Origin of the sequence: Haloprofundus halobius, assembly GCF_020097835.1 — an archaeon.
Classification (GTDB): domain Archaea; phylum Halobacteriota; class Halobacteria; order Halobacteriales; family Haloferacaceae; genus Haloprofundus; species Haloprofundus halobius.
Window position 1 is genome coordinate 233180 of sequence record NZ_CP083666.1, and the last position, 21860, is coordinate 255039.

Below are 21860 nucleotides of genomic sequence, written 5' to 3' on the forward strand. Positions count from 1 at the left end.
ACAGCACACCGTCGGTAATGGGTGCTTACTGACGGGGAGGACGCACGAGTTTCCGACTCTTGGCGCCGAAATCGGCGAAATAGCCTTTCGGACTGCACACTCCCGATTTCGGGAGTTCTCGCCCACCCAGAACGCGTAAAATATCGAAAGTAAGTCGTAGTTACCGGCGGTTCACCGCGACGACTCGCCGAGATACGCGTCGAGCGTCTTCAGGTCGCTCTCGCGCTTCCCGAACGCGTCGACGTCGTTGTCGTCCGTCGAGAGGTCGAACTGGAGTCCGCGGTACTGGTCCGCACCCATCGGAAAGCCGGGAATCTTGCCACCGATGGTGAGACCGATGCCGGCGAGTGACATCGGAACGGGGACGACGTTCACCGACCGCCCGGCGGCGCCGTGGACTTTCTTCGCAATCTCCGCGAGCGTCAGCGTCTCCGGACCGCCGATCTGGTAGACGTGACTGTCGTGTTCGTCGCTCTCGACGGCATCGGCGAGCATGGGGGCGATATCGCCGATCCATATCGGCTGGAACTCGGTACGCCCCCCGCCCGGAAGCGGCGTCACGTACGGGGTCGCGACCGTTTTCGTGAACGAGAGGAACTCGCCGCCGTCACCGAAGATGACGGTGGGTCGGAACATCACCCAGTCGAGGTTCGACTCTCTGACGACGCCTTCGGCTTGGCCCTTCGACTGGAGATACGCCGTCGGTGCGTCCGGATCCGCGTGGATGCCGCTCATCTGGACGAGTTTCGGAACGTCGTGTTCCTCGGCGGCTCTCACGACGTTCTCGGTACCGCCGAGGTGGACCTCGAAGTGCTTCTCGTTGCCGCCCTTCGGTTTGAACAGCGGCGACAGCGCGACGAGGTTGACGACGACGTCTTTCCCCTCGAACGCCCCCTCGATGGAGTCGTAGGCGGTCACGTCGCCGCGGGCGGTCTCGACGCCCGACGGCAGGTCGTCGTCCTCGGGACTTCTCGACAGCACAGTCACCTCGTGGCCGCGGTCGAGCAGTTCCGCGGCGAGGTGCGTTCCGACGAATCCAGTTCCGCCGACGACGAGCACGTTCATGCGTATACTGTCGGACGGACTGAACGTAAAGCTACCGCGCTACCGGGTCGCAGTCGGCCGTTCTACCGGTCGACGCAGCCGTTTTCACGACCCGGTCGTCGTCGACGCCGACGCGCGGAGAGCTATGAACGTTTAAGCGCGGCCACCGACTCCACCCGGACATGCTCATCACGCTGGAGGGACTCGACGGCAGCGGTAAGACGACGGTGTGGGAGGCGTTACACGACTCACACCCCGATGCCGTCTTCACCCGCGAACCGACGAACTCGTGGTACGGCGACGCGGTCAACCGCGCTATCCACGACGACGACGCCGACCCGCTGGCCTCGCTGTTTCTCTTCACGGCCGACCACGCCGACCACCTCTCGCGGGTGATTCGCCCCGCGTTGGCCGACGACGAACTCGTCATCTCCGACCGCTACTCGGACTCGCGGTACGCCTACCAGGCCGTCGAACTCCAGCGAACGGGAATCGATCGGCCGCTGGAGTACATCCGCGGCGTCCACGCCGCCTTCACCCGCCCGCCGGACGCGACCATCTACTTCGATGTCGACCCGGAGACTGCGGCGGCGCGAAGCGGCGCGACCAACAAGTTCGAACAGGCCGAGTATCTCGCCTCGGTCCGCGCGAACTACGAGCGACTCATCGACGCCGAACAGCACCGGTTCGTCCGCATCGACGCGACCAAATCTCCCGAAGCGGTCATCGACCGAGTCGAAGACGCCGTCGACCGGTTGGTCGCCGCCCACGAGGGCTGAACGAGGCGCACTTCGGACGAGTGTGCGGGTCATCGGGCCGGTGTGGCGGCAGGTTGATGTATCACGCGTCGAACGTTTCGACGATGCCCTCCAAAATCGCCTCGCTCGCGGTCGTCACCCTCGTCCTCCTCTCGGGTTGCGGCGGACTGTTCGACGAGTCGACGCCGACGCCGACCGAGGAGCGGTCGAACGACGCTCGGTGGCTCGCACCCGGACTGACGGGCGACGGGGTCGAAGACGCCTCCGACCTCCTCGGTGTTCACCGGGAGACGCTCGTTTCGCAGTCGCGAACGACGACACGGACGCAGACGTTCGCCGCCGAGAACGGCTCCGAGATCGCCAACGAGACGGTCGTCGTTCGAGCGACGCCGAACGACGGTCCGCGACTCGTCGAGGCAGACGCGAACGGCCCCGCGAGACAGCGGATGACGCACTGGAACGAACGGAGCGTCTTCTGGTATGGCGCGAACGAGTCGGAGTTCGCGACGCTCGGCGAGTTCTCCGGCCACGACGAACCTCACTACACGTACCGAACGGAGACGCCCGACCGATTCTCCATCTCCGACGAGACGTACTCGGACCGTCTCTCCAGCCTATTCACGCTGATGAACGTCACCGTCGCCCCGGAGACGGTCGACAACTCGGTGCACCGACTCGAAGGGTCGACGCCACACCTTCGCCTCGGCGAGGAGCGACTGTCCAACGTCACGTTCACCGCCCGCGTCGACTACTCCGGTGTCGTCCGGTCGTACGAACTCCAGTACGAGACCGAACGCGACGGGATGACGGTGCGGATAGCCGAACGAGTTCGAATCACCGATATCGGAACGACGGACGTCGAACGACCGGCGTGGGTCGAGACTGCCGAGCGGGAACGAAACGAGACGACGCAGTAGTCCGAGACGAGACGGGGGCTGTAGCCAGTCGCTCGGGACCACTCCTCGACCGACCGTGGGGGTCAGCGGGTGCCGGGGAGGCTGGAGTCGTCCGGCGATGGCATGTAGAGCACGTCGATGGTGAAGCCGAGCGCCAGCGGCATCCCGACGAGTAGTCCGAGGACACCCATCTGCCCGAGTTTTAACGGGATGAGCTGTCCGGTGACGAGCGTCAGCGCGAGGAGCACCAAGGGGATGAGGACGACGGCGTACAGCACCATCCCCCACTGTGTGTTCAGACGCAGGCGGAGATATCGGGTCATCACCGCCGCGACGACGGTGTGGACGAGGAACGCGAGTCCGAGCACGACCAGACCGAGAACCGAGACCATAGCCGAGTTACGGGACACGCGCTCTTTGGGCTGTCGGAACGGCGTGCGCAGGCCGTCGGCGTGCGCGGGCCGTCGGTGTCGCGGGCCGTCGGTGTCGCGGGCCGTCGGCGTGCGCGGGTCGTGGTCCGTCCGATGCGTCGTCGCCGCGAACCGACCCACTTTATCACGAACTGTCACCCACACGTGTCTCATGCACCGACTCATCGACGACCGGCCCCTGTCGGAGTCGCGGTTCTCGACCGACGACGCCCGAGCGGCCTACGTCGACCTCGTCCGGACGCGGCGGTTCGACGAGCGCGCGCTGGCGCTACAGCGACGCGGCTGGATGAGCGGTTACCCCCCGTTTCTCGGTCAGGAGGCGTCGCAGGTCGGCGCGGCCCACGCGATGATCGACGACGACTGGCTCTTTCCGACCTACCGCTCGAACGCTCTCCAGATCGCCCGCGGCGTCCCGATGAGCGACCTCCTGCGCTACCGCCGCGGCTACCCCGAGTACGCCTCCGACCACGACGTCCCCGTCTTCCCGCAGGCGGTCCCCATCGCCAGCCAGATTCCGCACGCCGTCGGTGCGGGGATGGCGCGCAACTATCGAGAGAACGACGAAGCGATGCTCGTCTGCTTCGGCGACGGCGCGACGAGCGAGGGCGACTTCCACGAGGCGCTGAACTTCGCGGGCGTCTTCGACGCGCCCGTCGTGTTCTTCTGCGAGAACAACGGTTGGGCCATCTCGCTGCCGCGCGAGCGACAGACCGCGAGCGAGTCTATCGCCGTCAAAGCCGAAGCGTACGGCATCGAGAGCGTCCAGGTCGACGGCAACGACCCGCTTGCCGTCCGTGACGCGGTCGAACAAGGTCTCGAAGCCGCCCGAGACGGCTCGCCCGTGTTGATAGAGAGCCTCACCTACCGCCGCGGCGCGCACACGACGGCCGACGACCCCTCCATCTATCGCGACGACAACCCGGAGCTCCCGGAGTGGCGGACCCGCGACCCGCTCGACCGGTTCGAGGAGTATCTCCGCGCCGAAGACGTCGTCGACGACGAGTTCGTCGAAACGGCGTACGAAGACGCGGACGAGGAACTGGCCGAGGCGGTCGAACTCGCCGAGTCCGGCCCCCGCGCCGATCCCGACGAACTGTTCGACTTCGCCTACGAGCAGTTGCCGCCGGAACTCGAAGCCCAGCGCGAGCGGATGCACCGCTCGATCGCGACCCGGGACCCGCAGGAACTGGACCGGTAGCTCGGCCCACCGCGATTCGTTCACCTGATCGGAATCGACCACGCCGTCGCGTCCCGCTCCTCCGCCTGTTCTACCAACCGCTCGATTCGCGCCTCCAGCGGCGGGTGCGTCGACAGGAGTCGACCGAGCGGGGTTTCGTCTCCCGTCGGGGTCGGCCCCGGGAGACCGAAAAACCGATGCAGCGGCGACTCCGTCGCCTGCTCCAGTCGCCGGAGCGCGCGGGCGAGCGACAGCGGTCGACCCGTCACCTCGACAGCCCGGTCGTCGGCGGCGAACTCCCGGCGGCGCGAGTACGCGCGGACGAACAGCGTCAGTCCGACGGCGACGACCGTCACGAGGCCACCGACACCGTACTCGTCGTTCGACAGCGGCGTCGCCGTCGGCGTCCCGCGAATCCACGCCGTCGCCCGCCCGACCCCTTCGAGAAACACCGCCACCGGTAGCAGCGCTAGCGCCACCACCCCGACGACGGTGCGGAGCGCGCTGACGGCGAACGTCTGCACAAATCCGTCGTACCCCTCTAGATGCGCGAGTTCGTGCGCCAACAGCGCCTCGAACTCGTCGCCGGAGAGCATCCGAAACAGCGACCGGTCGACGACGACGACGCCGTCTCTCGGGCCGCCGAGCGCGAACGCGTTCGGCGCGGCGAGTCGCGCGACGTACACCGTCGGCGTCGAGATCTCCATTCGGTCGCAGAGCGCGTCGAGTCGTCGGTAGAGCCCCGGCGCACGGTCCGGAACGAGCGGCGTCGCGTCGACGCTCGCCAGCAGTCTCGGGGTTCCGTACCGGTAGTTGGCCCACGCTGTCAGGAGGACGACGCCCGCGACGAGCGCGGCGCTCACCGACGGGTCGGGGCGAACCGACCAGAGGAGGACCAGAGCCCGATAGGTCAGGAGTGCGACCAGGGCGTAAAACGCCAACAGCGACAGTCCGACGGCGACCGTGAAGGCGCGAAAGAGGAGTCGCATGGGAGAACTACGGCAGAAACGCTCAAACAGTTGTCGTCAACCTGTGCGGTCAGTCGTCGAGCGAGATGTACGTCTTCGTGTCGGTGACGCCCTGCAGTCCCTGAACCCCCGACGAGGCGGTTTTAAGCACGTCGTACACCTCCTCGGCGTCCACCTCGACGATGAGGTCGTACGCGCCCGCAACGATGTGCGCCTCCGTCACCCGTTCGAGTTCCCGGATCGGCGCGACCAACTGCTCGGACTCCCCGGCCCCCGTCTTCACCATGATGAACGCGTGAACCATCGTGGTGTGTTACTCGGTAACGTGGCAAAAAGTTTCCCCCGGGTCGGATCGGCGAACGGGGGTAAGGTTATTCTCCCCGGCCGACGTACGCCGTTCCATGCGGTTCGTTATCATTGGTGCCGGTCGTGTCGGGCTCCGAACGGCGCGCGTTCTCCGGGAGGAAGGCCACGACGTAACGCTCATCGAACGGGACAAGGACCAAGCCGAGCGCGCCCGTGCGAGCGGCTTCGAGGTCGTCGAAGGTGACGGCTCCCGCGAGCCGATACTGGAGTCGGCGGGCGTCGACGAGGCCGACGCGCTCGGCGCGCTCACGAGCGACCTGAACGTCAACTTCGCGGCCTGCATGATCGCCAAACACTACGGCTGTCGGACGGTGATGCGCATCGACGAGGACTACCGCGAGGAGATCTACCAGAAGTACGCCGGCGAGGTCGACGAGATCGTCTACCCCGAGCGACTCGGCGCTATCGGCGCGAAGAACGCGCTGCTCGGCGGGTCGATTCGCGCCATCGCCGACATCGCCCAGAGCCTCCAGGTGCTTCTCATCACCGTCACCGACGAGTCGCCGATGAACGGCTACACGATAAGCGAGGTCGCACTCCCGTCGGAGTCGCGCATCCTCGCGTTCGGCAAAGACGGCGACGCGATGGGGATTCCGCTCCCCGACGACTCGCTGGAGACGGGCGACCGGGTGGCCGTGCTCGCGGACTTCTCGGTGCTCGACGAGGTTCGTCAACTGCTCGTCGGCGATAGCTCGATGGCCGCCGCCGTGGGGGGTGACTGAGATGGTCACCGCCTACGTGATGGTGAAAGCCAACACCGGCGAGGCAGAGCGACTCCGCGACGAGATCGCGGCGCTCGACGGCGTCGTCGACGCCCACATCGTCGCCGGGGACGTCGACATCATCGCCAAAGTCACCGTCGACAGCCCAGCGGAGGTCAAGAACATCTCCGCGACGCAGATTCAGGGAATCGACGGCGTCGAGGACACCCAGACGTACATCTCGATGGACTGAGAGGCTCGTCCGGCCAGCGGACGGCACCGCACGTTTTTCGCTCGGCGTTTCGCGCTACTCGACGGGGTCGCTCCCCCCGGCTTGGTACGCCTGCGAGAGCATCGACGCCACCGGTTCGGTGTAGTCGTAGCCGGGGATGATTCCCTGCGCGTACGTCCCCTCGACGAAGTCGACGAGCGCGCCCGCGTCGTCGACGCCGCGCCGTTCGTTGATGTCCTCGAACGACAGTTCGACGGTCGCGTGGCGACCCTCCTCGGACACCGTCGGGTCGAGGTCGCGCTCGACGGCGGTGACGCCGCCGACGTCGACGACGCGGAGTTCGAAGGTCTCGTACCAGCCCTCCTCCACCACGTCGGCCACCTCGTCGTTGGTCACTTCGTCGAGCATCGGCACGCGGACGGTCACCTCGTAGGCGACGTTGCCATCTTCGCCCGGCGACACCTCGACAGTACCCTCGAAGGGAGTCTTCACCGATTCGTACGTCGTCTCGTCTACCTTCTCGAACGACGCGTGGTCGCGGAAGGCGCGGTGCACGCGTTCGGGAACGTCTGTCATCGGTCGAAGAAGGCGCTCGCGGGAGAAAAACGACTCGCGTCGGCGGCGTGTTGGTAGTGTCGCGGTGTCGACAAGCTATTTACAGGTCGTCCGAGACTCTCCGCCGACAGATGTTCGAGTGGCTCTTTCCTGGATGGTCGAACCCGCTGGCGATGACGGTGTTCGTCGGCCTCCGCGTCCTCCTCAACGTCGCGCTGACCGTTCTCACGGCCAGAAGCGTCGGTCGGCGCGCTCCATCGACGCTCCTCGTCGGTGTCGGGACACTCGTCTCGGCGGTGATGATGGTTCTCTTGCTCCGGCCGGGCGTCCTCGGGTACTCCGCGTCCTTCGTCGAGTTCGCCCTGCAACTCCTACTCGTCGCACTCGCGGGGTACGCCGCCTTCGCCGCCGGCTCGAAGCAGCGACGGGTGACTACCGTGACTATCATCGTCGGTGCGATCGCGCTCCTGCTGTTCACAGTACCCATCTATGGCGAGGCGTTCGTCGCGCCGTGAGTCGACTGCCCGCCGTGCGAACTGCGGGCGATCCGAGATATCGGTCCCGCTGTCCGCTATTGAGGGGCTTTTATCGCTCGCATCGAAACGACAAGCCATGGCAGACCGGTTTCTCGAAACCGACGAATTGCTGGAGGCCGTCGCCGACGCGGAGTTCGACCGACCACCGGCCGTCGTCGCCAACGCGCACATCACGGGACTGAGCGTCGCGCGGGCGCTCGACGCTCGCGACGTGCCAGTCATCGCACTCGACCGCTCCGGCGACGGCGTCGCGCCGCCCTCCGACGCCGTCGACTTCGCCGGGCGCGTCACCTACCCGCTCGACGACCGAGATGGGTTCGGGAAGGACCTCGAAGCGCTCGCCGACGCCGCCGGAACCGACCTCGTCGCGTTCGGTTGCATGGACGAGTGGGTCCACGCGTTCGCGGGCGTCGAAGCCGAGGGCGTCCGCCGCCCGTTTTCGGATAAACGGGGCATCGACGCCGTGTTGGACAAGGCGTCGCTGTACCGTCTCGCCGAGCAGTTGGAGGTGCCGTATCCGGAGACGTACTGGCTCGACGAAGACGACCCCGACGCCGCCGCGGAGGCGCTCGGCTTCCCGTTCGTGCTCAAACCCGCGCTGAAGCGCGAGGGCGAGGAGGCGCTCGGGACGAACGTCGTAGCGGTCGGCGACCGAGAGCAACTGTACGAGACGCTCGAAGCCGCCGAGGCCGCCGACGTCGAACTCTTGGCCCAGGAGAGAGTGAACATCGAACAGGGCCGCGACACGTCGCTCGCGTCCTACGTCTCGCCCGACGGCGAGACGCTCTCGGTCGTCGGCAACGCCCGCGTCCGCTACCCGCAGGCGTTCGGGACTTCGTGCGTGGTCGAGACGACCGACCGTCCCGAGATTCGCGAGCGCGCGCTGTCGGTGCTGGAGCGGACGGGCTACCACGGCATCAGCGAGTCCGAGTTCGTCTACGACGCCGACCGCGAGGAGTACGTCCTCCTCGACATCAACACGCGCCCCTGGAAGTGGATCTCCATGCCCGTCGCTGCCGGGGCGAACCTGCCGCTGGCGGCGTACGCCTCCGTCGTCGACGACGTGCAGTACGACGTTTCGAGCGCCGCCAAGTCGGTCGGCGGCGCGCGCTGGGTCTACCTCCGCGACTACCTGACGTTGCTGTCGACGGACGAGGCGTTCCGCGACGTGCTCTCGGGCGACGACTGGGCGGCGCTCGCCTCGGGGTCGTTCGAATCGTCTGGGTCGCTGACGACGGGCGTCTATCGCCCCTCGGACCCGGAACCGACCGCGAAACTCCTCGAAACCGAGTTCAGCCGCCGCGACTACTACTGTTCCTGCTGAGACGACGGCTGACTCCCTACGAGCGCCACCGCGTGGGAGTCGACGTCGCAGAATCGGCGTGTGTGCCCCGGTCACGTGATTTTCGGCGGCAACACGCAAGCCATTTCAACTCAGTACGCTGTCTGTTCGGTATATGGCTGAGACCGAGGCCCAGAACAACGTCGACCGACTCGTCGAACTCCTCGACGACCGCCTGAAGAACTCCGAGTGGGAGATTCTCGTCGCACTCGCCGAAGCCGACGGTCCCCTCACGAAGGCGGAACTCGCCGAGTCGACCGGCTACACCGAGCGAACCGTCTCCAAACGCGTCGACACGCTCGAAGAACAGGTCCACGGCGGCACGCTCGTCCAGCGTGACGACGACGGCAACCCGTATCTCCACCCGCAGTTCGCGGCCGCGGTCCGGCAGTACGAGTCGTAATCGGTTCTCACCCTCCGTCACCGCTACCCCACCCGAGCCGCCGGTATCGGCCACCTATTACTACTTCCTTCCCCTGCTTTCGCCAATGACCGAGCGGATGCACCTCAACCTCTTCACGATGAACTCGGTGGAGCACGTCTCGCCGGGGCGGTGGACCTACCCGGGCGACCAGTCCCACCGCTACACCGACCGCGACTACTGGACCGAGGTCGCGAGAACCGCCGAGCGCGGCGGCTTCGACGCCGTCTTCTTCGCCGACGTGCGCGGTATCTACGACGTCTACGGCGGCGACCGCGACTCGGCGATTCGAAACGCCATTCAAACCCCTGCGAACGACCCCCAGGCTCTCGTCCCCGCGATGGCCGAAGTCACCGACCACCTCGGGTTCGCCGTCACGCGCTCGACGACCTACACCCACCCGTACCAACTCGCCCGCGAACTCTCGACGCTCGACCACCTCACCGACGGCCGCGTCGCGTTCAACATCGTCACTTCCTACCTCGAGAGCGCCGCCGAGAACCTCGGGTTGGAGGAGCGGATGGACAGGGAAACGAGATACGACCGCGCCGACGAGTTTATGCAAGTGTGCTACGCGCTCTGGGAGGAGAGCTGGGAGGAGGACGCAGTAGTACAGGACCGAGAGCGGGGGATGTACGCCGATCCCGAGAAGGTCCACGCTATCGACTTCGAGGGCGAGTTCTTCTCCGTTCCGGGGCCACATAGCTGCGAACCGTCGCCGCAGCGGACGCCCGTCCTCTATCAGGCCGGGTCGTCGGACCGCGGCCGCGACTTCGCCGCCGACAACGCCGAGGCGGTGTTCGTCAGCCAGCCCACCGAGGCTGGAACTCGAAGCTACATCGAGGACATGCGCGAGCGCGCCGCCGACCGCGGCCGCGACCCCGACTCCCTCCTATTTTTCCCCGGCATCGTCCCCATCGTCGGCGAAACGGAGCGTTTGGCCCGCGAGAAACACGAGAGCTTCCGCGAGCACGTCAGCACCGAAGGAACGCTCACGATGCTCTCGGGCTTTTTGGATATGGACCTCTCGAAGTTGGACCCCGAGGGGAAGGTCGAACACATCGAGACCGATGCGATTCAGGGCGCGATGAACGCCTTTACCAAAAATGACCCCGACCGCGAGTGGACCGTCCGCGAGGTCGCCGAGTTCTCCGGACTCGGCTCTACTTCCCCCGTTGTCGTCGGCACGCCCGAACAGATCGCCGACGAACTCCAGTACTGGTTCGAGGATGTCGGCGTCCACGGCTTCAATATTAAAGAGATTTCGCGGCCGGGCACGCTGAACGACTTCGTGGACCTCGTCGTGCCCGTGCTCCGCGAACGCGGGTTGCTTCGGGTGGCGTACGAGGGCGAGACGCTACGCGAGAACGTGTTGGGCGCAGGGCAGAACCGACTTCGCGACGACCACCCGGCGAAGCAGTAGCGGTGGATGGCGACTGTGAGCGACGAACCGCGGGGCCGACCCGAAGAAACCCGCCCTTCCGCGCCGGTTGCGATGGCATTTTGTCGTCCGCGTGACCCGTAGGGTGTAGTGACCGACGCGAACACGTCATTTCAAGCCCTCGCAGACAGGGTCGAACGCCCGATACAACGTGTGTTCGCCGAGTACGGAGTGCCGGAACTCCGGTGGCTGACGCTCGGCGTGCTGACGAGTTTCCTCTCCCGCGCGGCGAACCTCGTCCCGCCCCTCCTGCTCGGCGTCACGCTGAACGCCGTCGAGAGCGGTCCCACCGCGTACAGCCCCCCGCTCGTCCCAGACGCGTGGCTCCCAGAAACGGTCCCCGACCAACTGTCGCTCTCTATCGCGCTCATCGCCGCCTCGTTTCTCGTCGCGGCGGTGGCGTCGTGGGGCCGAACGGTGACGCTAAACCTGTTCGCACACCGCATCGAGCACTTTCTCCGGGTCGACACGTACGAGCGAATGCAGGCGCTCGACATGGCCTTCTTCGACGACAAGCAGACGGGCGAGATAATGTCCGTACTGAACAACGACGTGAACAACCTCGAAGTGTTCTTCGACAACGCCCTGGAGAGCACCATCCGCCTCGTCGTGATGGTACTCGGCATCGCGGGCGTCCTGTTCTACCTCAACCGGCAACTCGCCGTCGTCACGCTCGTCTTCGTTCCCGTCCTCGCGGGCTTCACCTACTGGTTCATGACGCGCGTCGAACCGGTCTACGCGGCTGTGCGGTCGAGCGTCGGCGGCCTCAACACCAGATTGGAGAACAACCTCTCGGGCATCGACCTCATCAAGACCACGGCGACCGAGGGATACGAGGGCGGACGCGTCCGCGACGCCTCCAAGGAGTACTTCGACCAGACGATGACCGTCATCAAACTCTCGGGCATCTACCAGCCGGGGATGCAGTTCATCGGCGGCATGACGTTTCTGGCGACGTTCGCCGTCGGCGGCTACTGGCTGGTCGTCGGTCCGCCGCCGTACGCCAGCGGCACGCTTCAAATCGGGACGTTCGTCACGTTCGTCACGCTCGCCCAACAGCTGGTCGCACCGGTCAGCGAGTCGGGCCGCATCGTCGAGTGGTACGAGAACGCGCTCGCGTCCACGCGGCGCATCTACGCGCTCCGCGACATGCCCACGAGCATCGACGACCCCGTCGACCCCGTTTCGCTCGGCTGCGTGGAGGGACGCGTCGAGTACGACTCGGTCTCTTTCTCGTACGACGTGAGCGAACAGGTGCTCGACGACGTGAACTTCGCCGTCGAACCGGGCGAGACGCTGGCGCTCGTCGGTCCCACGGGCGCGGGCAAGTCGACGATTCTGAAATTGCTCCCGCGACTCTATGACGTGAACGACGGGTTGGTCCGCGTCGACGGCGTCGACGTGCGCGACACGTCGCTCTCGGAGCTACGCGGCGCAATCGGCTACGTCGGTCAGGAGACGTTCCTCTTCGACGGGACCGTCGCCGAGAATCTCCGATACGGGGCGTTCGACGCGACGGACGAGGAGATGGTCGCCGCCGCGAAAGTCGCCGAGGCCCACGAGTTCATCGAGGACCTGCCGGAGGGGTACGACACGCGAATCGGCGAGCGTGGCGTCAAACTCTCGGGCGGCCAGCGTCAGCGCCTCTCCATCGCGCGGACGGCGCTCGCGGACGCGCCGATTCTCATCCTCGACGAGGCGACGTCGGCGGTCGACACCGAGACCGAACGCCGCATCCAGCGCGGGTTGGAGCGACTCACCGAGGACCGGACGACGCTCGTCATCGCCCACCGCCTCTCGACGGTGACGAACGCGGACCAGATTCTCGTCCTCGACGACGGACGAATCGTCGAACGGGGGTCGCACCGGGAACTGCACGGCACCGACAGCGAGTACGCCTCGCTGTGGGCGGCGCAGGCGGCCGCGGGCGACTCGCACCGCGACCGATGAGTCTCGCCGACTCCCCGAGCGGAACCCGACCGTACTCTGACTAACCGACCAGTCACACCCCCTCGGACTGCCGTCTGCGCCATGCTTAAGTAGTCGCGGTGTCTGTGTTCAGGTGACGCTTCGCTTTGGAGGGCCGAAGCGTCAGCGGGGACCAATTCAGGGCGGCAAACGCCGTACCCTTGCTTTTCTCACGGGTGCGGCGTTTTCCCCTTTCGCGACGACCCAATCACCGACGAGCGATAGCCGTCGAATCTATGCGCTCGCAGAACCCGAGCGACCGCTCTGGACGCGCAGTCGAACCCGAGGAGTCGTCAGACGAGTGTGTTGTCGAGTCGGTTGTACCGTCGAGACGTCCGTCCGCCTCGGAACGGGGGGTGGGTCGGGCGGCCGGAACGCCGAACGACGCCGTACCACCCCGCCGGACCGTCGCGCTACCGGTTCGTCGGTGGATTCCGTGCCAGACCCTCGAACATCGCCGCCGACGCGACGACCGTCCCGGTACCGCCGGCCAACGAGAGTGGGACGACCGTCAGCGCGCCGAGCGCCCCGCCGCCGAGTAGTGCGACACCCATCACGAGCAGTATCAGGTCGAACCGCGTCGGCGCTGTCGTGGCGAGGTCGCTCATGGCTCTAATTAGATGTCATTACCCACCCTTGTGTAAGTTGGGTTCGGTCGCCCGACTGTACGGTCGAGCGTCTCGGACGCTTCGCTCGCGGCGTGAAACTAGCGAGAATCCGATGCGAGGGACGAGATTTGAACTCGCGAATCCCTACGGAAGCGGGTCTTAAGCCCGCCGCTTTTGGCCTGGCTCAGCCACCCTCGCGCACTCTCTCGTACCGGCGTCCTCCGCAAGTCGGTTTCGGTACGCGCTCGTCTGGGAGGCGGCGTGGCGTCGACTCGTCGTGACCGCCGGTTGCGACCTTACCAGTCGACGCTCAGCGTCCCGTCGCCGTGGGGGTTCGGCGCGATCTCCTCGTCGGTTCGGCGGTCGATGACGTGGATGACGCCCTCGCCCTTCTTCGCCGGACAGACCTCCGCGGCGCGGACGTTCTCGTCGAGTTCGTCCTCGCCGATGTAGTAGGAGTTCGCCTTCGCCAGTCCGGAGGCGAGGTCCATCCCCCAGTTGTCGGCGACTTCGGCGCAGCGCCCCGCTCCGAAGCACTTGTTCGCCTCGAAGAGTATCTTGTAGGGCTTCTCGTCTACGGGGGGACCCTCACCGCCGAACTCGCTTGGCTTCTTCACGCCGTCGTCGCTCATGGCCCGAAGCTAGCGGCAGGGCGAACTTTCGTCTGTCGGTCTGACGCTCCGGCCCGAAGTGCCCACTCACGTCAGCGACTTCCGCATCTCGACGTGCGGGATTCCCGCCTCCTCGAACTCGCCGCTGGTCGTCTCGTAACCGAGGTCGCAGTAAAAGCGCTCGACCTGCGTCTGCGCGTGGAGCCGTAGCTCCCGGACGTTCTCCTCACGAGCGACGCGTTCGAGCGCCTCGACGAGTCGCTTTCCCCACCCTTCGCCGCGTTCGGACTCGAGGACGGCGACGCGCTCGACTTTCCGAGCGCCGTCGTCGCCGTCGACGCGGCGCAGACGCGCCGCCCCGACCGGTTCCCCGTCGTCGTAGGCGACGAACAGCAGCGTCCCATCTGCCCCGTCGTACTCGTCCCACTCCAGTTCCTCGGGCACACCCTGTTCGTCGACGAACACCGCTTCGCGGACGGCGAAGGCGTCCTCGCGGGCGGCCTCGTTCTCGGCCAGTTCGACGCCGGTCGCTCCCGTTTTCGACCCGCTCATCGCTCCTCACCCACCAGTTCGTCGTACTGTGCGCCGGTCTGCTTCAGCGTCTCCGTCGAGTAGAGTCGCTCGTGGTCGAACGGCAGATGCTCGGCGGCCAGTTCGTCTATCTTCTCGTCGACGACGTCGGCCTCGCGGCCGTGAATCATCGTAAAGAGGTTGTACGGCCACCCCTGTTCGGAGCGACGCGGCCGGTGGTAACAGAGCGTCACGTACGGGAGCGCGCCGACGCGCTCGCCGCGGGCGTCGAGTTCGTCGTCGGGGACGTCCCAGACGACCATGCAGTTGTTCCGAAAGCCAGTGACGACGTGGTTGACGACGCAGCCGATGCGCTTGATACAGCCGTCGTCGAGCAGGCGTTCGACTGCGGCGAGCACGTCGTCGACGTCGGCCCCGAGGGCGTCCGCGATGTCTCCGTAGGGCGTCGCCGACAGCGGGAATCCGCTCTGGATTTCGAGCAGCAGCGCCGCCTCCAGTTCCGAGAGGCCGTCGGTCGACTCCTCGCTGATGCGCGTCGCAGTCACTTCCGTCTCTGTGAGGCTCTCTCGCGCGAACCTGTCGTCGTTGACGACGGGGAACTCCAGGTCGATGTAGTAGTCGGTAAGCATCGGGAGGTTCAGCACCGAACAGCCGGTTCGCTCCTCGATGTCGGCGAGAATCCGGTCGCGCGTCTCCCGCGACCCGGCGGTGACGACGAACCACATGTTCCACTCGTGGTCGCGGCGGTAGTTGTGGTTCACCTGTCGGTAGCCGTTTATCACCTCGGCTATCTCGTCGAACCGGTCTTCCGGCGCTCTCACTGCCGCGAGCGTCGAACTCCCGATGACCGGCGGGTTGAGCACCGCGCCGAACCGCCGAAAGATGCCCTGTTCGCGGAGTCGTTCGACTCGCGATAGCGCCTCGTCCTCCGAGAGACCGAGTTCGTCGCCGACGACGCGAAACGGCCGCTTGACGACGGGAAACCCGCTCTGGTACTCGTCGACGAGCGCGGCGTCTACGGCGTCGAGGTCGGTGCGCCAACCGGCGTCTACGGGACCCATCGCCCGGAGTTAGGAGGGAACGAACCTACCAGTTTCGGACTCCTGCCGCGGCGCGTCCCCGACGGCCGTTCTCGATTCCGTCGCCCGCGCTCAGTCGCCGCCGAAGCGTCGCGGTTCGCCCGTCTTCCGGGGGGTTTCGGTGGTCGCGCCTGCTTCTGCCGTCTCCGCCGTCTCCGCCGTCTCCGTCGTCTTCGCCGTCTCCGAAACCTCCGCCACCTCGACCAGCGACGTCGACTCGCCGTCCGGCAGTTCCCGCGCCATCACGACCATCGGATTCCCCTCGTTCAACTCGAAGGCGTCGTGGACCGTCTGCCACCCTTCGCGCTCGTACAGCGCTCGTGCGGGGTCGTTGTCGACGCCGGTCGTGAGGACGCTCGTCTCGTGTGAGAGACCGTCGAGGACGCTGTCGTGGAGGCTCGTTCCGAGGCCGCGGCGGCGGGCGTCCTCGGCGACGGCGAGTTCGACGAACTCGAAGCAGTTTCGGAGCCACCGTTCGGTCCGTTCCGGTCCGAGTGCGGTCGCGAGTTGGTCGTGGTAGAACTGCCCCGGCGCGGACGTGTAGCCGTAGACGAAGCCGAGCACCTCGTCGTCCTCGACGGCCGCGAACCCGCGGTATCCCGGATACTCCGCGTGGCGCTCGAACTGCGTCGCCGCCTCCGCCCGACTCCCCCACCCTCGCTCGGCCTCCCCGTACAGGTCCCAGTACAGTGAGACGGCGGCGTCGAGCGCTGGACTTCGGCGGGAGAGGGGGATGAGGTCTGTCATCCCGGGACAGTTCGAAGCCGTGCCACATCAGTCCCTTTCACGCACCGACTGGTATTACACGAAGCCGAGTCAGTTCAACGACCTATCACTCGGTGTGCGAAACGGGTCAGAGAACGAGAACGGGACGTTTTTGCTCCGGCCGTTCCAAGCCGCGCACATGACGAACGCGACGCAAGAGTTCGGCGAGTGGCCGCTGAAACGGCTGATGACGGAGGTCTGTGGCTCCGGCCACAAGTCGGCGGACGATCTCACCCGCGACCAAGCGCGCGAGGCGATGCAGCGAATCTTCGCGGGCGAACCTGACCCGACGACGCTCGGGGCGTTCTGGCTCGCGAACCGCTGGAAACGCAACAACCCCGAGGAACTCGCCGCCTACACCGACGAGATGTGCGCCCGCGTCGAGTACGCCGAACCCGACGCCGACCCCGTCGACTGCGGCGCGAACTACGACGGAAAGGGCAGAACAGCGATTCTCGGCGTCGCCGCCGGTGTCGTCGCCGCGGCCGCCGGAACACCCGTCGTCGCGCACTCGGGCGACCGGGTGCCGACCCAGAAACAGGACGCGTACAAACACGTCCTCGACGAACTCGGCGTCCGGACTGGACTCAGTCCGCGAGAATCGGCCGACATGGTCGACGAGACGGGCTTCGGCTTCTACTACCAGCCGGCGTTCAACCCGGCGGTCCACGACCTGTTCGACCGCCGCGACCGGATGGGCGTCCGCACGTTCGTCAACACCGTCGAGACGCTGGCGAACCCCGCCAACGCCGACGTCCACCTCGGGTCGTTCTACCACCTCGCGTTCGCGAAGAAGGTGACCGACACGTTCGAGGCCAGCGAACACCACGACCTCCACCGCGTCATCATGTTCCAGGGGATGGAGGGGTACGACGACATCCGGCCGGGGTACACGAAAGTTGCTGAATGGACCGACGGCGAGTTCACCGACTACGAGATAGAGACGCCGAACTACGGGATGGAGTTCGAGAACGAGGACCTCGAGGTCGGCGACGTCGCCGCCGACTCCGCGCGCATCACCGAGGACGTCGTCGCCGGCGACCGCGACGACCACTTCGCGGACGCAGTGGCACTGAACGCGGCGTTCCGCATCTTCGCCCGCGAGGACGCAGACGACCTCGAAACCGGGTTGGAGATGGCTCGCGAGGCCATTTCCGACGGCAGCGCGGAAGCGGTGCTCGAAGCGCTTCGGGCGTTCTGAGGCGCGCCGCACGTTTTCGACCGTCGTCCTCTCCGTCACCCCTCGATTGTCGGGACACCACCTGTTTTGTACCGTGCCGCCGCAGGGCCAGCCATGTCTATCGAGAACCTCTCGCTCACCGAGATTCGACGCGACCTGCATACCTACCCCGAAGCCGGGTGGAAGGAGTTTCGCACGACTACGCTCGTCGCCGAGGAACTCGACGCCCGCGGCTTCGACCTCCGACTCGGTCCCGACGCCGTGAACGTCGACGGCCGCCTCGGCGTCCCCGCCGCCGACGACCTCGCCGCGGCCGAGGAGCGCGCCCGTGACCTCGGCGCGCCCGAGGAGTACCTCGACCGCCTCGACGGCGTCTCTGGATTGGTCGCTACAAAGCAGTACGGTGACGGCTCGGGACCGACCGTCGGCGTCCGCGTCGACATGGACGCCTTGGAGCGACAGGAGGCGACCGACGACGACCACCGCCCCGCCCGCGAGGGGTTCGGCTCGAAACATCCCGGCGAGATGCACGCCTGCGGCCACGACGGCCACACCGCCATCGGCGTCGGTATCGCCCGCGAGTTGGACGAGAACGGCGGTTTCGACGGGACCCTGAGACTGTTCTTCCAACCCGCCGAGGAGGGCGGCCGCGGCGGTAAGCCGATGAGCGAGGCCGACCATTTCTCGGACGTCGACCACATGATTGCCCTGCACCTCGGACTGGGAGAAGAGACAGGAACCGTCGTCGCAGGCTACGACAACCCGCTGTCGAACGCCAAACTCGACGTGACGTTCCTCGGCGAACCGGCCCACGCGGGCGGCGCGCCGAACGAGGGCCGGAACGCGATGCAGGCGCTGGCGGCGGCCGTGCAGAACCTCTACGCCATCCCGCGCCACGCCGACGGCGCGACCCGTATCAACGTCGGGCAGGTCCACTCGCCGAACGCACAGAACGTCATCAGCGAGGAGGCGCGTCTCCGCGTCGAAGTGCGCGGCGAGACCGCCGAACTGAACGAGTACATGCTCGACAAGGCGAACCGAGTAGTCGAACACGCCGCGGCGATGCACGACTGCGAGTTCGAGACGAGTCTGTACGGGAAGACGACGACGTTCGAGAACGACGCGGAGATGGTCGAGGCGGTGACGGACGCGGCCGAGCGCGTGAATGCGGTCGACGAAATCAAGGACCGAAAACCGTTCGGCGGCAGCGAGGACGCCTCGTATCTCATCCGCGAGGTACAGCGAAACGGCGGGACGGCGTCGTACGTCGGCATCGGTGCGTCGAACCCGGCGGGCCACCATACCGCCTACTTCGACATCGAGGAGGACGCGCTCGACGTCGGCGTCAACGTGACCTGCGAGACGATTCGCGGGCTCTAAGCGGCCAGTCTCTGTTACTCCACGTCCAGCAACGCCACGCCGACGAGTGTTTGTCCGGCCGTCACCGTCGACTCCAGCGCCACCGAGTAGAGGACGCCGTCGCGGTCGGCTTCGACCTCTTGGAGGACTTCGTACGTCGTCGGGTCGAAGACGCGCCCGAGGTGGTCGCCCGACGAGATCGACTGGCCGAGTTCGACGCCGTCGTCGACCAAAAAGAGCCCTGAATCGGCGGCCTTCACCCGACCGAGGTGGTTGCGCGCGACGGTGCCGTCCCATTCCTCTCCGCCGCTGTCGCCATCTCCGCCGAGCATCCCCATGTGTTCGAGCACGCCGACCATTCCTTCCACACCTACTTCGATGGCCGATTCGACCAGTTGCTTGTTGTGCGCGAGTTCCGGCGTGATGGAGGGGATGCCCTCGCGCGTAGCGGCGACGCGGAGCTTCCCGCCGAAGTTGCGCTCCGACCACTCGGTGTCGGCGTCGTCGCCCGCGGCCTCGGCGAGAAGCAGCTCCGTCCCGAACGCCTCGGCGAGCGCGCGACACTCCTCGTCACCCTTGAGGTAGACGGTGTGGGTGAGCATGTCCGGGCTTCCGGTGTGCAGGTCGACGATGGCGTCGGCGTCGCCCGCGTACTCCCAGAGACGGGCGGCGATACGCTGGTGTAGTGACCCCTCGGCGTCGCCGGGCCAGACGCGGTTCATGTTGGGATTGACCGAGTCGATGACCTCCGGTGTCGTGTAGGAGATGTGGTCGAAGGTGAGCGGGTCGGCGACGGGGACGACGATTACTCGCCCCGATAGTTCGTCGTGGTCGAGTCGTTCGTGGAGGCGACGCAGGACTTCGGTGCCGTTGATCTCGCGGCCGTGCTGGGCGGCCTGGGCGTACAGCGTCGGCCCGTCTTCGTCGCCCTCGTAGGTGTGAACCGTCGTCTCGACGGGGACGCCCGAGGGGAGTCGCGTGAGCGTGAGTCGCTCTGCGGTGTGCATGATTTTCACTCGGCGCGAGGGGTGATGTAGCTGGGGGTGACGGAACGAGTTCGGAGCTGAGCTGTCTCGTCGGAGCGTGCCGTTCGAGCCGTCTCACGGGGGCGAATTTTTCGCGGGCAGGTCTCTCTCTGCGGGCGATAGCTACTAAGATTCATACACGTCGATACGGTGCAGTTCCTACCCGAGACTCGAACGCCCGACGACGGTAGGACGAGTGCACGAGTCGAGAGAGGAGAACACGATGCACCCGAGTGAACTTCGAAGCGAGCGACCGACCAGAGAACTCGCGGGACTACAGAGGATGCGACGGTGAGTCGCGACGTCGACACCGACGTCTACCCGCCGCCGACCAAGCGGCGACGGTTCGTCAAAGGTGTCGTCGGCGCCAGCGCGCTCGTCGGACTCGCGGCAATCGGCGAGACGGCGGTCGACCTGACGACGAACCCGACCGGCGAAGGCGGTGGCGTCACCGAGTACTACGGCATTGACGTGGTCGGCGGTCCGGCACCTCGTGGAATGCCCCAGATACCCGTCGAAATCGACGACGAGGGCTATCTTCGGGGTATCTGGCCCCCCGTGGAGACCGCCGGCGGCGGCGCGGAGGCGGCACCGATTGCTCGGACGCAGTTGGGGGGAATCACGTACAGTAACGAGTGGTTCCAGTACTGCGGTGTCGAAATCGCCCCGGGTCTCGACCCGACGGCCGACGAGGACAACTACTTCAGATACGCTGAATCCAGTCAGTACGAGTGGCAGAATCAGGAGGTGTCGCCGAACGACCGGGTCAACGTCGACGACTTCGAGGACTACGAGACGTGGGGAAACGGAATCGGCCAAGACGGTGTCGGCAAACCCGCCGTCGCCACTTGGCGGTCGACGAACGTCGAAGACGACGCGGCGGCCGTCATCCCCGTTCAACTCATCAGAAGCGTCCGCGTCGAGCGGGCGGCGCAGGAGAGCCGGTGGCTCGGAGCGAGCACGCAGGAGGGGTTCATCGCCATCCTCGACAAGTGCACTCACTTCTGCTGCGTCCCCGGTTATAAGATTGACCCGGTGAGCGCGCGATACGGGGCCGCGAACGGTATCTACTGTCCGTGTCACCAGTCCGTCTACGATCCGTTCGTCGTCTCGCGGCAGTCGTTCGTCGCGTTCCCGCGACCCGAGGGGGAGGAGTAGCGTGGCGAGCGTCGTGCGCGACGGGGGTCTCCCCCCCGGGGCGGTGAGGGTATGACGGTAACCGACCGGTCCACGCGCGAACGGTCGACGCGAACCGGCCCCCGCCTCCTCGTCGCTCTCGCCTCGCTCGGTGTCTCCCTCGCGGTCGTCCTCCCCTTTCTCGAACGGGGAACCGGCGTCTGGGTGTACTACTCCGCGTCGGTGCTGGGACCCATCACTCTCTGCGTCCTCGGGACGCTCATCCTCCTCGTCGTCGTCGTCGGACCGTTCACTTCGATACGCCCCGACACGGTTGCAGGCGTCGCGCTCGGCGGGAGCGTCGCGATGGCTCTCGTCGCCGGGTTCTGGTCTCTGTCGGTCCGCGACGAGGTCGTCCTCTCCATCTCACGGCGGGAGCTGTTCGCGTACCACCGCTGGATTCTCCTCGGACTGACGCTCGTCGCTCTCGCGGGAGCAGTCTGGTACGTGGGAGTTGTGTGGTCCGAAGCGGCGAGAAACCGGTCGCCGACGGAGTAGCGGGATACGCCTCCCGGGTTCGGGCGACGAGAAGTACCGAACGAGTTTCCTCCCCTTGGACCACAGCCCGTTCATGAGACGTCCTTCGAGTCGCCGCGACACCCTCCGAGCGGTGTGCTCTCGCTCGGCGTCGCGCTCGCCGGCTGCACCGGCCGAGGCTCCGCCGACGCGACCGACGAGGGCACGTCAACG

The 21860-nt window shown here is 66.4% G+C and carries 25 protein-coding genes and 1 tRNA gene; 14 read left to right on the top strand and 12 right to left on the bottom strand.

Features of this window, described 5'->3' with window-relative positions; translation table 11 throughout:
- Nucleotides 1-171: 171 nt before the first annotated feature.
- On the bottom strand, nucleotides 172-1065 hold the full coding sequence (locus tag LAQ74_RS01155) for a complex I NDUFA9 subunit family protein (protein WP_224333948.1): 894 nt from the start codon (nucleotides 1063-1065) through the stop codon (nucleotides 172-174).
- 161 nt (nucleotides 1066-1226) lie between these two features.
- On the opposite strand from LAQ74_RS01155, the gene tmk reads away from it, so the two are divergent.
- Both tmk and LAQ74_RS01165 read left to right on the top strand, forming a co-directional pair.
- Complete coding sequence (gene tmk / locus LAQ74_RS01160; protein WP_224333949.1) at nucleotides 1227-1823, top strand: dTMP kinase; 597 nt, start codon at nucleotides 1227-1229, stop codon at nucleotides 1821-1823.
- Between the two features lie 83 nt (nucleotides 1824-1906).
- A complete protein-coding gene (locus tag LAQ74_RS01165) occupies nucleotides 1907-2719 on the top strand; it encodes a DUF7537 family lipoprotein (protein ID WP_224333950.1) in 813 nt (270 codons plus the stop codon).
- Nucleotides 2720-2781: 62 nt separating this feature from the next.
- On the opposite strand, the gene LAQ74_RS01170 is transcribed toward LAQ74_RS01165, so the two are convergent.
- Nucleotides 2782-3090 carry a DUF7991 family protein gene (locus LAQ74_RS01170; protein ID WP_224337329.1) on the bottom strand — a complete coding sequence of 103 codons (309 nt, stop codon included), beginning with the start codon at nucleotides 3088-3090 and terminating at the stop codon, nucleotides 2782-2784.
- 190 nt (nucleotides 3091-3280) lie between these two features.
- Between LAQ74_RS01170 and LAQ74_RS01175 the strand changes: the two genes are divergently transcribed.
- Nucleotides 3281-4327: a thiamine pyrophosphate-dependent dehydrogenase E1 component subunit alpha gene (locus LAQ74_RS01175; protein ID WP_224333951.1), complete on the top strand. Its 1047-nt coding sequence runs from the start codon at nucleotides 3281-3283 to the stop codon at nucleotides 4325-4327.
- Nucleotides 4328-4347: 20 nt separating this feature from the next.
- On the opposite strand, the gene LAQ74_RS01180 is transcribed toward LAQ74_RS01175, so the two are convergent.
- Nucleotides 4348-5295 carry a M48 family metallopeptidase gene (locus tag LAQ74_RS01180; RefSeq protein WP_224333952.1) on the bottom strand — a complete coding sequence of 316 codons (948 nt, stop codon included), beginning with the start codon at nucleotides 5293-5295 and terminating at the stop codon, nucleotides 4348-4350.
- Between the two features lie 49 nt (nucleotides 5296-5344).
- Nucleotides 5345-5578 carry an Lrp/AsnC ligand binding domain-containing protein gene (locus LAQ74_RS01185; protein WP_224333953.1) on the bottom strand — a complete coding sequence of 78 codons (234 nt, stop codon included), beginning with the start codon at nucleotides 5576-5578 and terminating at the stop codon, nucleotides 5345-5347.
- A 97-nt stretch (nucleotides 5579-5675) separates the two neighbouring features.
- On the opposite strand from LAQ74_RS01185, the gene LAQ74_RS01190 reads away from it, so the two are divergent.
- A complete protein-coding gene (locus tag LAQ74_RS01190) occupies nucleotides 5676-6362 on the top strand; it encodes a potassium channel family protein (protein WP_224333954.1) in 687 nt (228 codons plus the stop codon).
- A 1-nt stretch (nucleotide 6363) separates the two neighbouring features.
- Nucleotides 6364-6594 (top strand): Lrp/AsnC family transcriptional regulator, encoded by a 231-nt coding sequence (locus LAQ74_RS01195; RefSeq protein WP_224333955.1) that lies wholly within the window; start codon nucleotides 6364-6366, stop codon nucleotides 6592-6594.
- 54 nt (nucleotides 6595-6648) lie between these two features.
- Here LAQ74_RS01195 and LAQ74_RS01200 read toward each other — a convergent pair whose 3' ends face one another.
- Complete coding sequence (locus LAQ74_RS01200; RefSeq protein WP_224333956.1) at nucleotides 6649-7149, bottom strand: DUF5813 family protein; 501 nt, start codon at nucleotides 7147-7149, stop codon at nucleotides 6649-6651.
- Nucleotides 7150-7259: 110 nt separating this feature from the next.
- On the opposite strand from LAQ74_RS01200, the gene LAQ74_RS01205 reads away from it, so the two are divergent.
- The 5 genes from LAQ74_RS01205 to LAQ74_RS01225 all read left to right on the top strand — a co-directional run bounded on the left by LAQ74_RS01205 (nucleotide 7260) and on the right by LAQ74_RS01225 (nucleotide 12818).
- On the top strand, nucleotides 7260-7643 hold the full coding sequence (locus LAQ74_RS01205; RefSeq protein ID WP_224333957.1) for a hypothetical protein: 384 nt from the start codon (nucleotides 7260-7262) through the stop codon (nucleotides 7641-7643).
- A gap of 97 nt (nucleotides 7644-7740) precedes the next feature.
- Nucleotides 7741-8988 (top strand): carboxylate--amine ligase, encoded by a 1248-nt coding sequence (locus LAQ74_RS01210; protein ID WP_224333958.1) that lies wholly within the window; start codon nucleotides 7741-7743, stop codon nucleotides 8986-8988.
- A gap of 133 nt (nucleotides 8989-9121) precedes the next feature.
- On the top strand, nucleotides 9122-9409 hold the full coding sequence (locus LAQ74_RS01215) for a helix-turn-helix transcriptional regulator (RefSeq protein WP_224333959.1): 288 nt from the start codon (nucleotides 9122-9124) through the stop codon (nucleotides 9407-9409).
- A gap of 85 nt (nucleotides 9410-9494) precedes the next feature.
- On the top strand, nucleotides 9495-10850 hold the full coding sequence (locus LAQ74_RS01220; protein ID WP_224333960.1) for an LLM class flavin-dependent oxidoreductase: 1356 nt from the start codon (nucleotides 9495-9497) through the stop codon (nucleotides 10848-10850).
- Nucleotides 10851-10958: 108 nt separating this feature from the next.
- Entirely contained in the window at nucleotides 10959-12818 is a 1860-nt protein-coding gene (locus tag LAQ74_RS01225; protein WP_224333961.1) for an ABC transporter ATP-binding protein, read from the top strand.
- 431 nt (nucleotides 12819-13249) lie between these two features.
- Here the strand turns inward: LAQ74_RS01225 and LAQ74_RS01230 are convergent, their stop codons facing one another.
- The 6 genes from LAQ74_RS01230 to LAQ74_RS01255 form a co-directional block, all read right to left on the bottom strand.
- Nucleotides 13250-13444 (bottom strand): DUF8015 family protein, encoded by a 195-nt coding sequence (locus LAQ74_RS01230; protein WP_224333962.1) that lies wholly within the window; start codon nucleotides 13442-13444, stop codon nucleotides 13250-13252.
- A 113-nt stretch (nucleotides 13445-13557) separates the two neighbouring features.
- Nucleotides 13558-13642 (bottom strand) — tRNA-Leu (locus LAQ74_RS01235).
- A 98-nt stretch (nucleotides 13643-13740) separates the two neighbouring features.
- A complete protein-coding gene (locus LAQ74_RS01240) occupies nucleotides 13741-14076 on the bottom strand; it encodes a ferredoxin (protein ID WP_224333963.1) in 336 nt (111 codons plus the stop codon).
- 66 nt (nucleotides 14077-14142) lie between these two features.
- Complete coding sequence (locus LAQ74_RS01245) at nucleotides 14143-14607, bottom strand: GNAT family N-acetyltransferase (RefSeq protein ID WP_224333964.1); 465 nt, start codon at nucleotides 14605-14607, stop codon at nucleotides 14143-14145.
- Complete coding sequence (ahbB, locus tag LAQ74_RS01250; protein ID WP_224333965.1) at nucleotides 14604-15647, bottom strand: siroheme decarboxylase subunit beta; 1044 nt, start codon at nucleotides 15645-15647, stop codon at nucleotides 14604-14606. Before ahbB ends, LAQ74_RS01245 begins: the two co-directional genes overlap by 4 nt.
- Nucleotides 15648-15737: 90 nt before the next feature.
- Nucleotides 15738-16412 carry a GNAT family N-acetyltransferase gene (locus tag LAQ74_RS01255; RefSeq protein WP_224333966.1) on the bottom strand — a complete coding sequence of 225 codons (675 nt, stop codon included), beginning with the start codon at nucleotides 16410-16412 and terminating at the stop codon, nucleotides 15738-15740.
- Nucleotides 16413-16569: 157 nt separating this feature from the next.
- On the opposite strand from LAQ74_RS01255, the gene LAQ74_RS01260 reads away from it, so the two are divergent.
- Nucleotides 16570-17631 carry an anthranilate phosphoribosyltransferase gene (locus LAQ74_RS01260; RefSeq protein ID WP_224333967.1) on the top strand — a complete coding sequence of 354 codons (1062 nt, stop codon included), beginning with the start codon at nucleotides 16570-16572 and terminating at the stop codon, nucleotides 17629-17631.
- Nucleotides 17632-17724: 93 nt separating this feature from the next.
- Nucleotides 17725-18990: an amidohydrolase gene (locus LAQ74_RS01265; RefSeq protein ID WP_224333968.1), complete on the top strand. Its 1266-nt coding sequence runs from the start codon at nucleotides 17725-17727 to the stop codon at nucleotides 18988-18990.
- Nucleotides 18991-19004: 14 nt separating this feature from the next.
- Here LAQ74_RS01265 and LAQ74_RS01270 read toward each other — a convergent pair whose 3' ends face one another.
- Nucleotides 19005-19976 (bottom strand): succinylglutamate desuccinylase/aspartoacylase family protein, encoded by a 972-nt coding sequence (locus LAQ74_RS01270; protein WP_224333969.1) that lies wholly within the window; start codon nucleotides 19974-19976, stop codon nucleotides 19005-19007.
- Nucleotides 19977-20285: 309 nt separating this feature from the next.
- On the opposite strand from LAQ74_RS01270, the gene LAQ74_RS01275 reads away from it, so the two are divergent.
- Complete coding sequence (locus LAQ74_RS01275) at nucleotides 20286-21152, top strand: Rieske (2Fe-2S) protein (protein WP_224333970.1); 867 nt, start codon at nucleotides 20286-20288, stop codon at nucleotides 21150-21152.
- 51 nt (nucleotides 21153-21203) lie between these two features.
- Nucleotides 21204-21668: a DUF7548 family protein gene (locus tag LAQ74_RS01280; protein WP_224333971.1), complete on the top strand. Its 465-nt coding sequence runs from the start codon at nucleotides 21204-21206 to the stop codon at nucleotides 21666-21668.
- The last annotated feature ends 192 nt before the right edge of the window (nucleotides 21669-21860 follow it).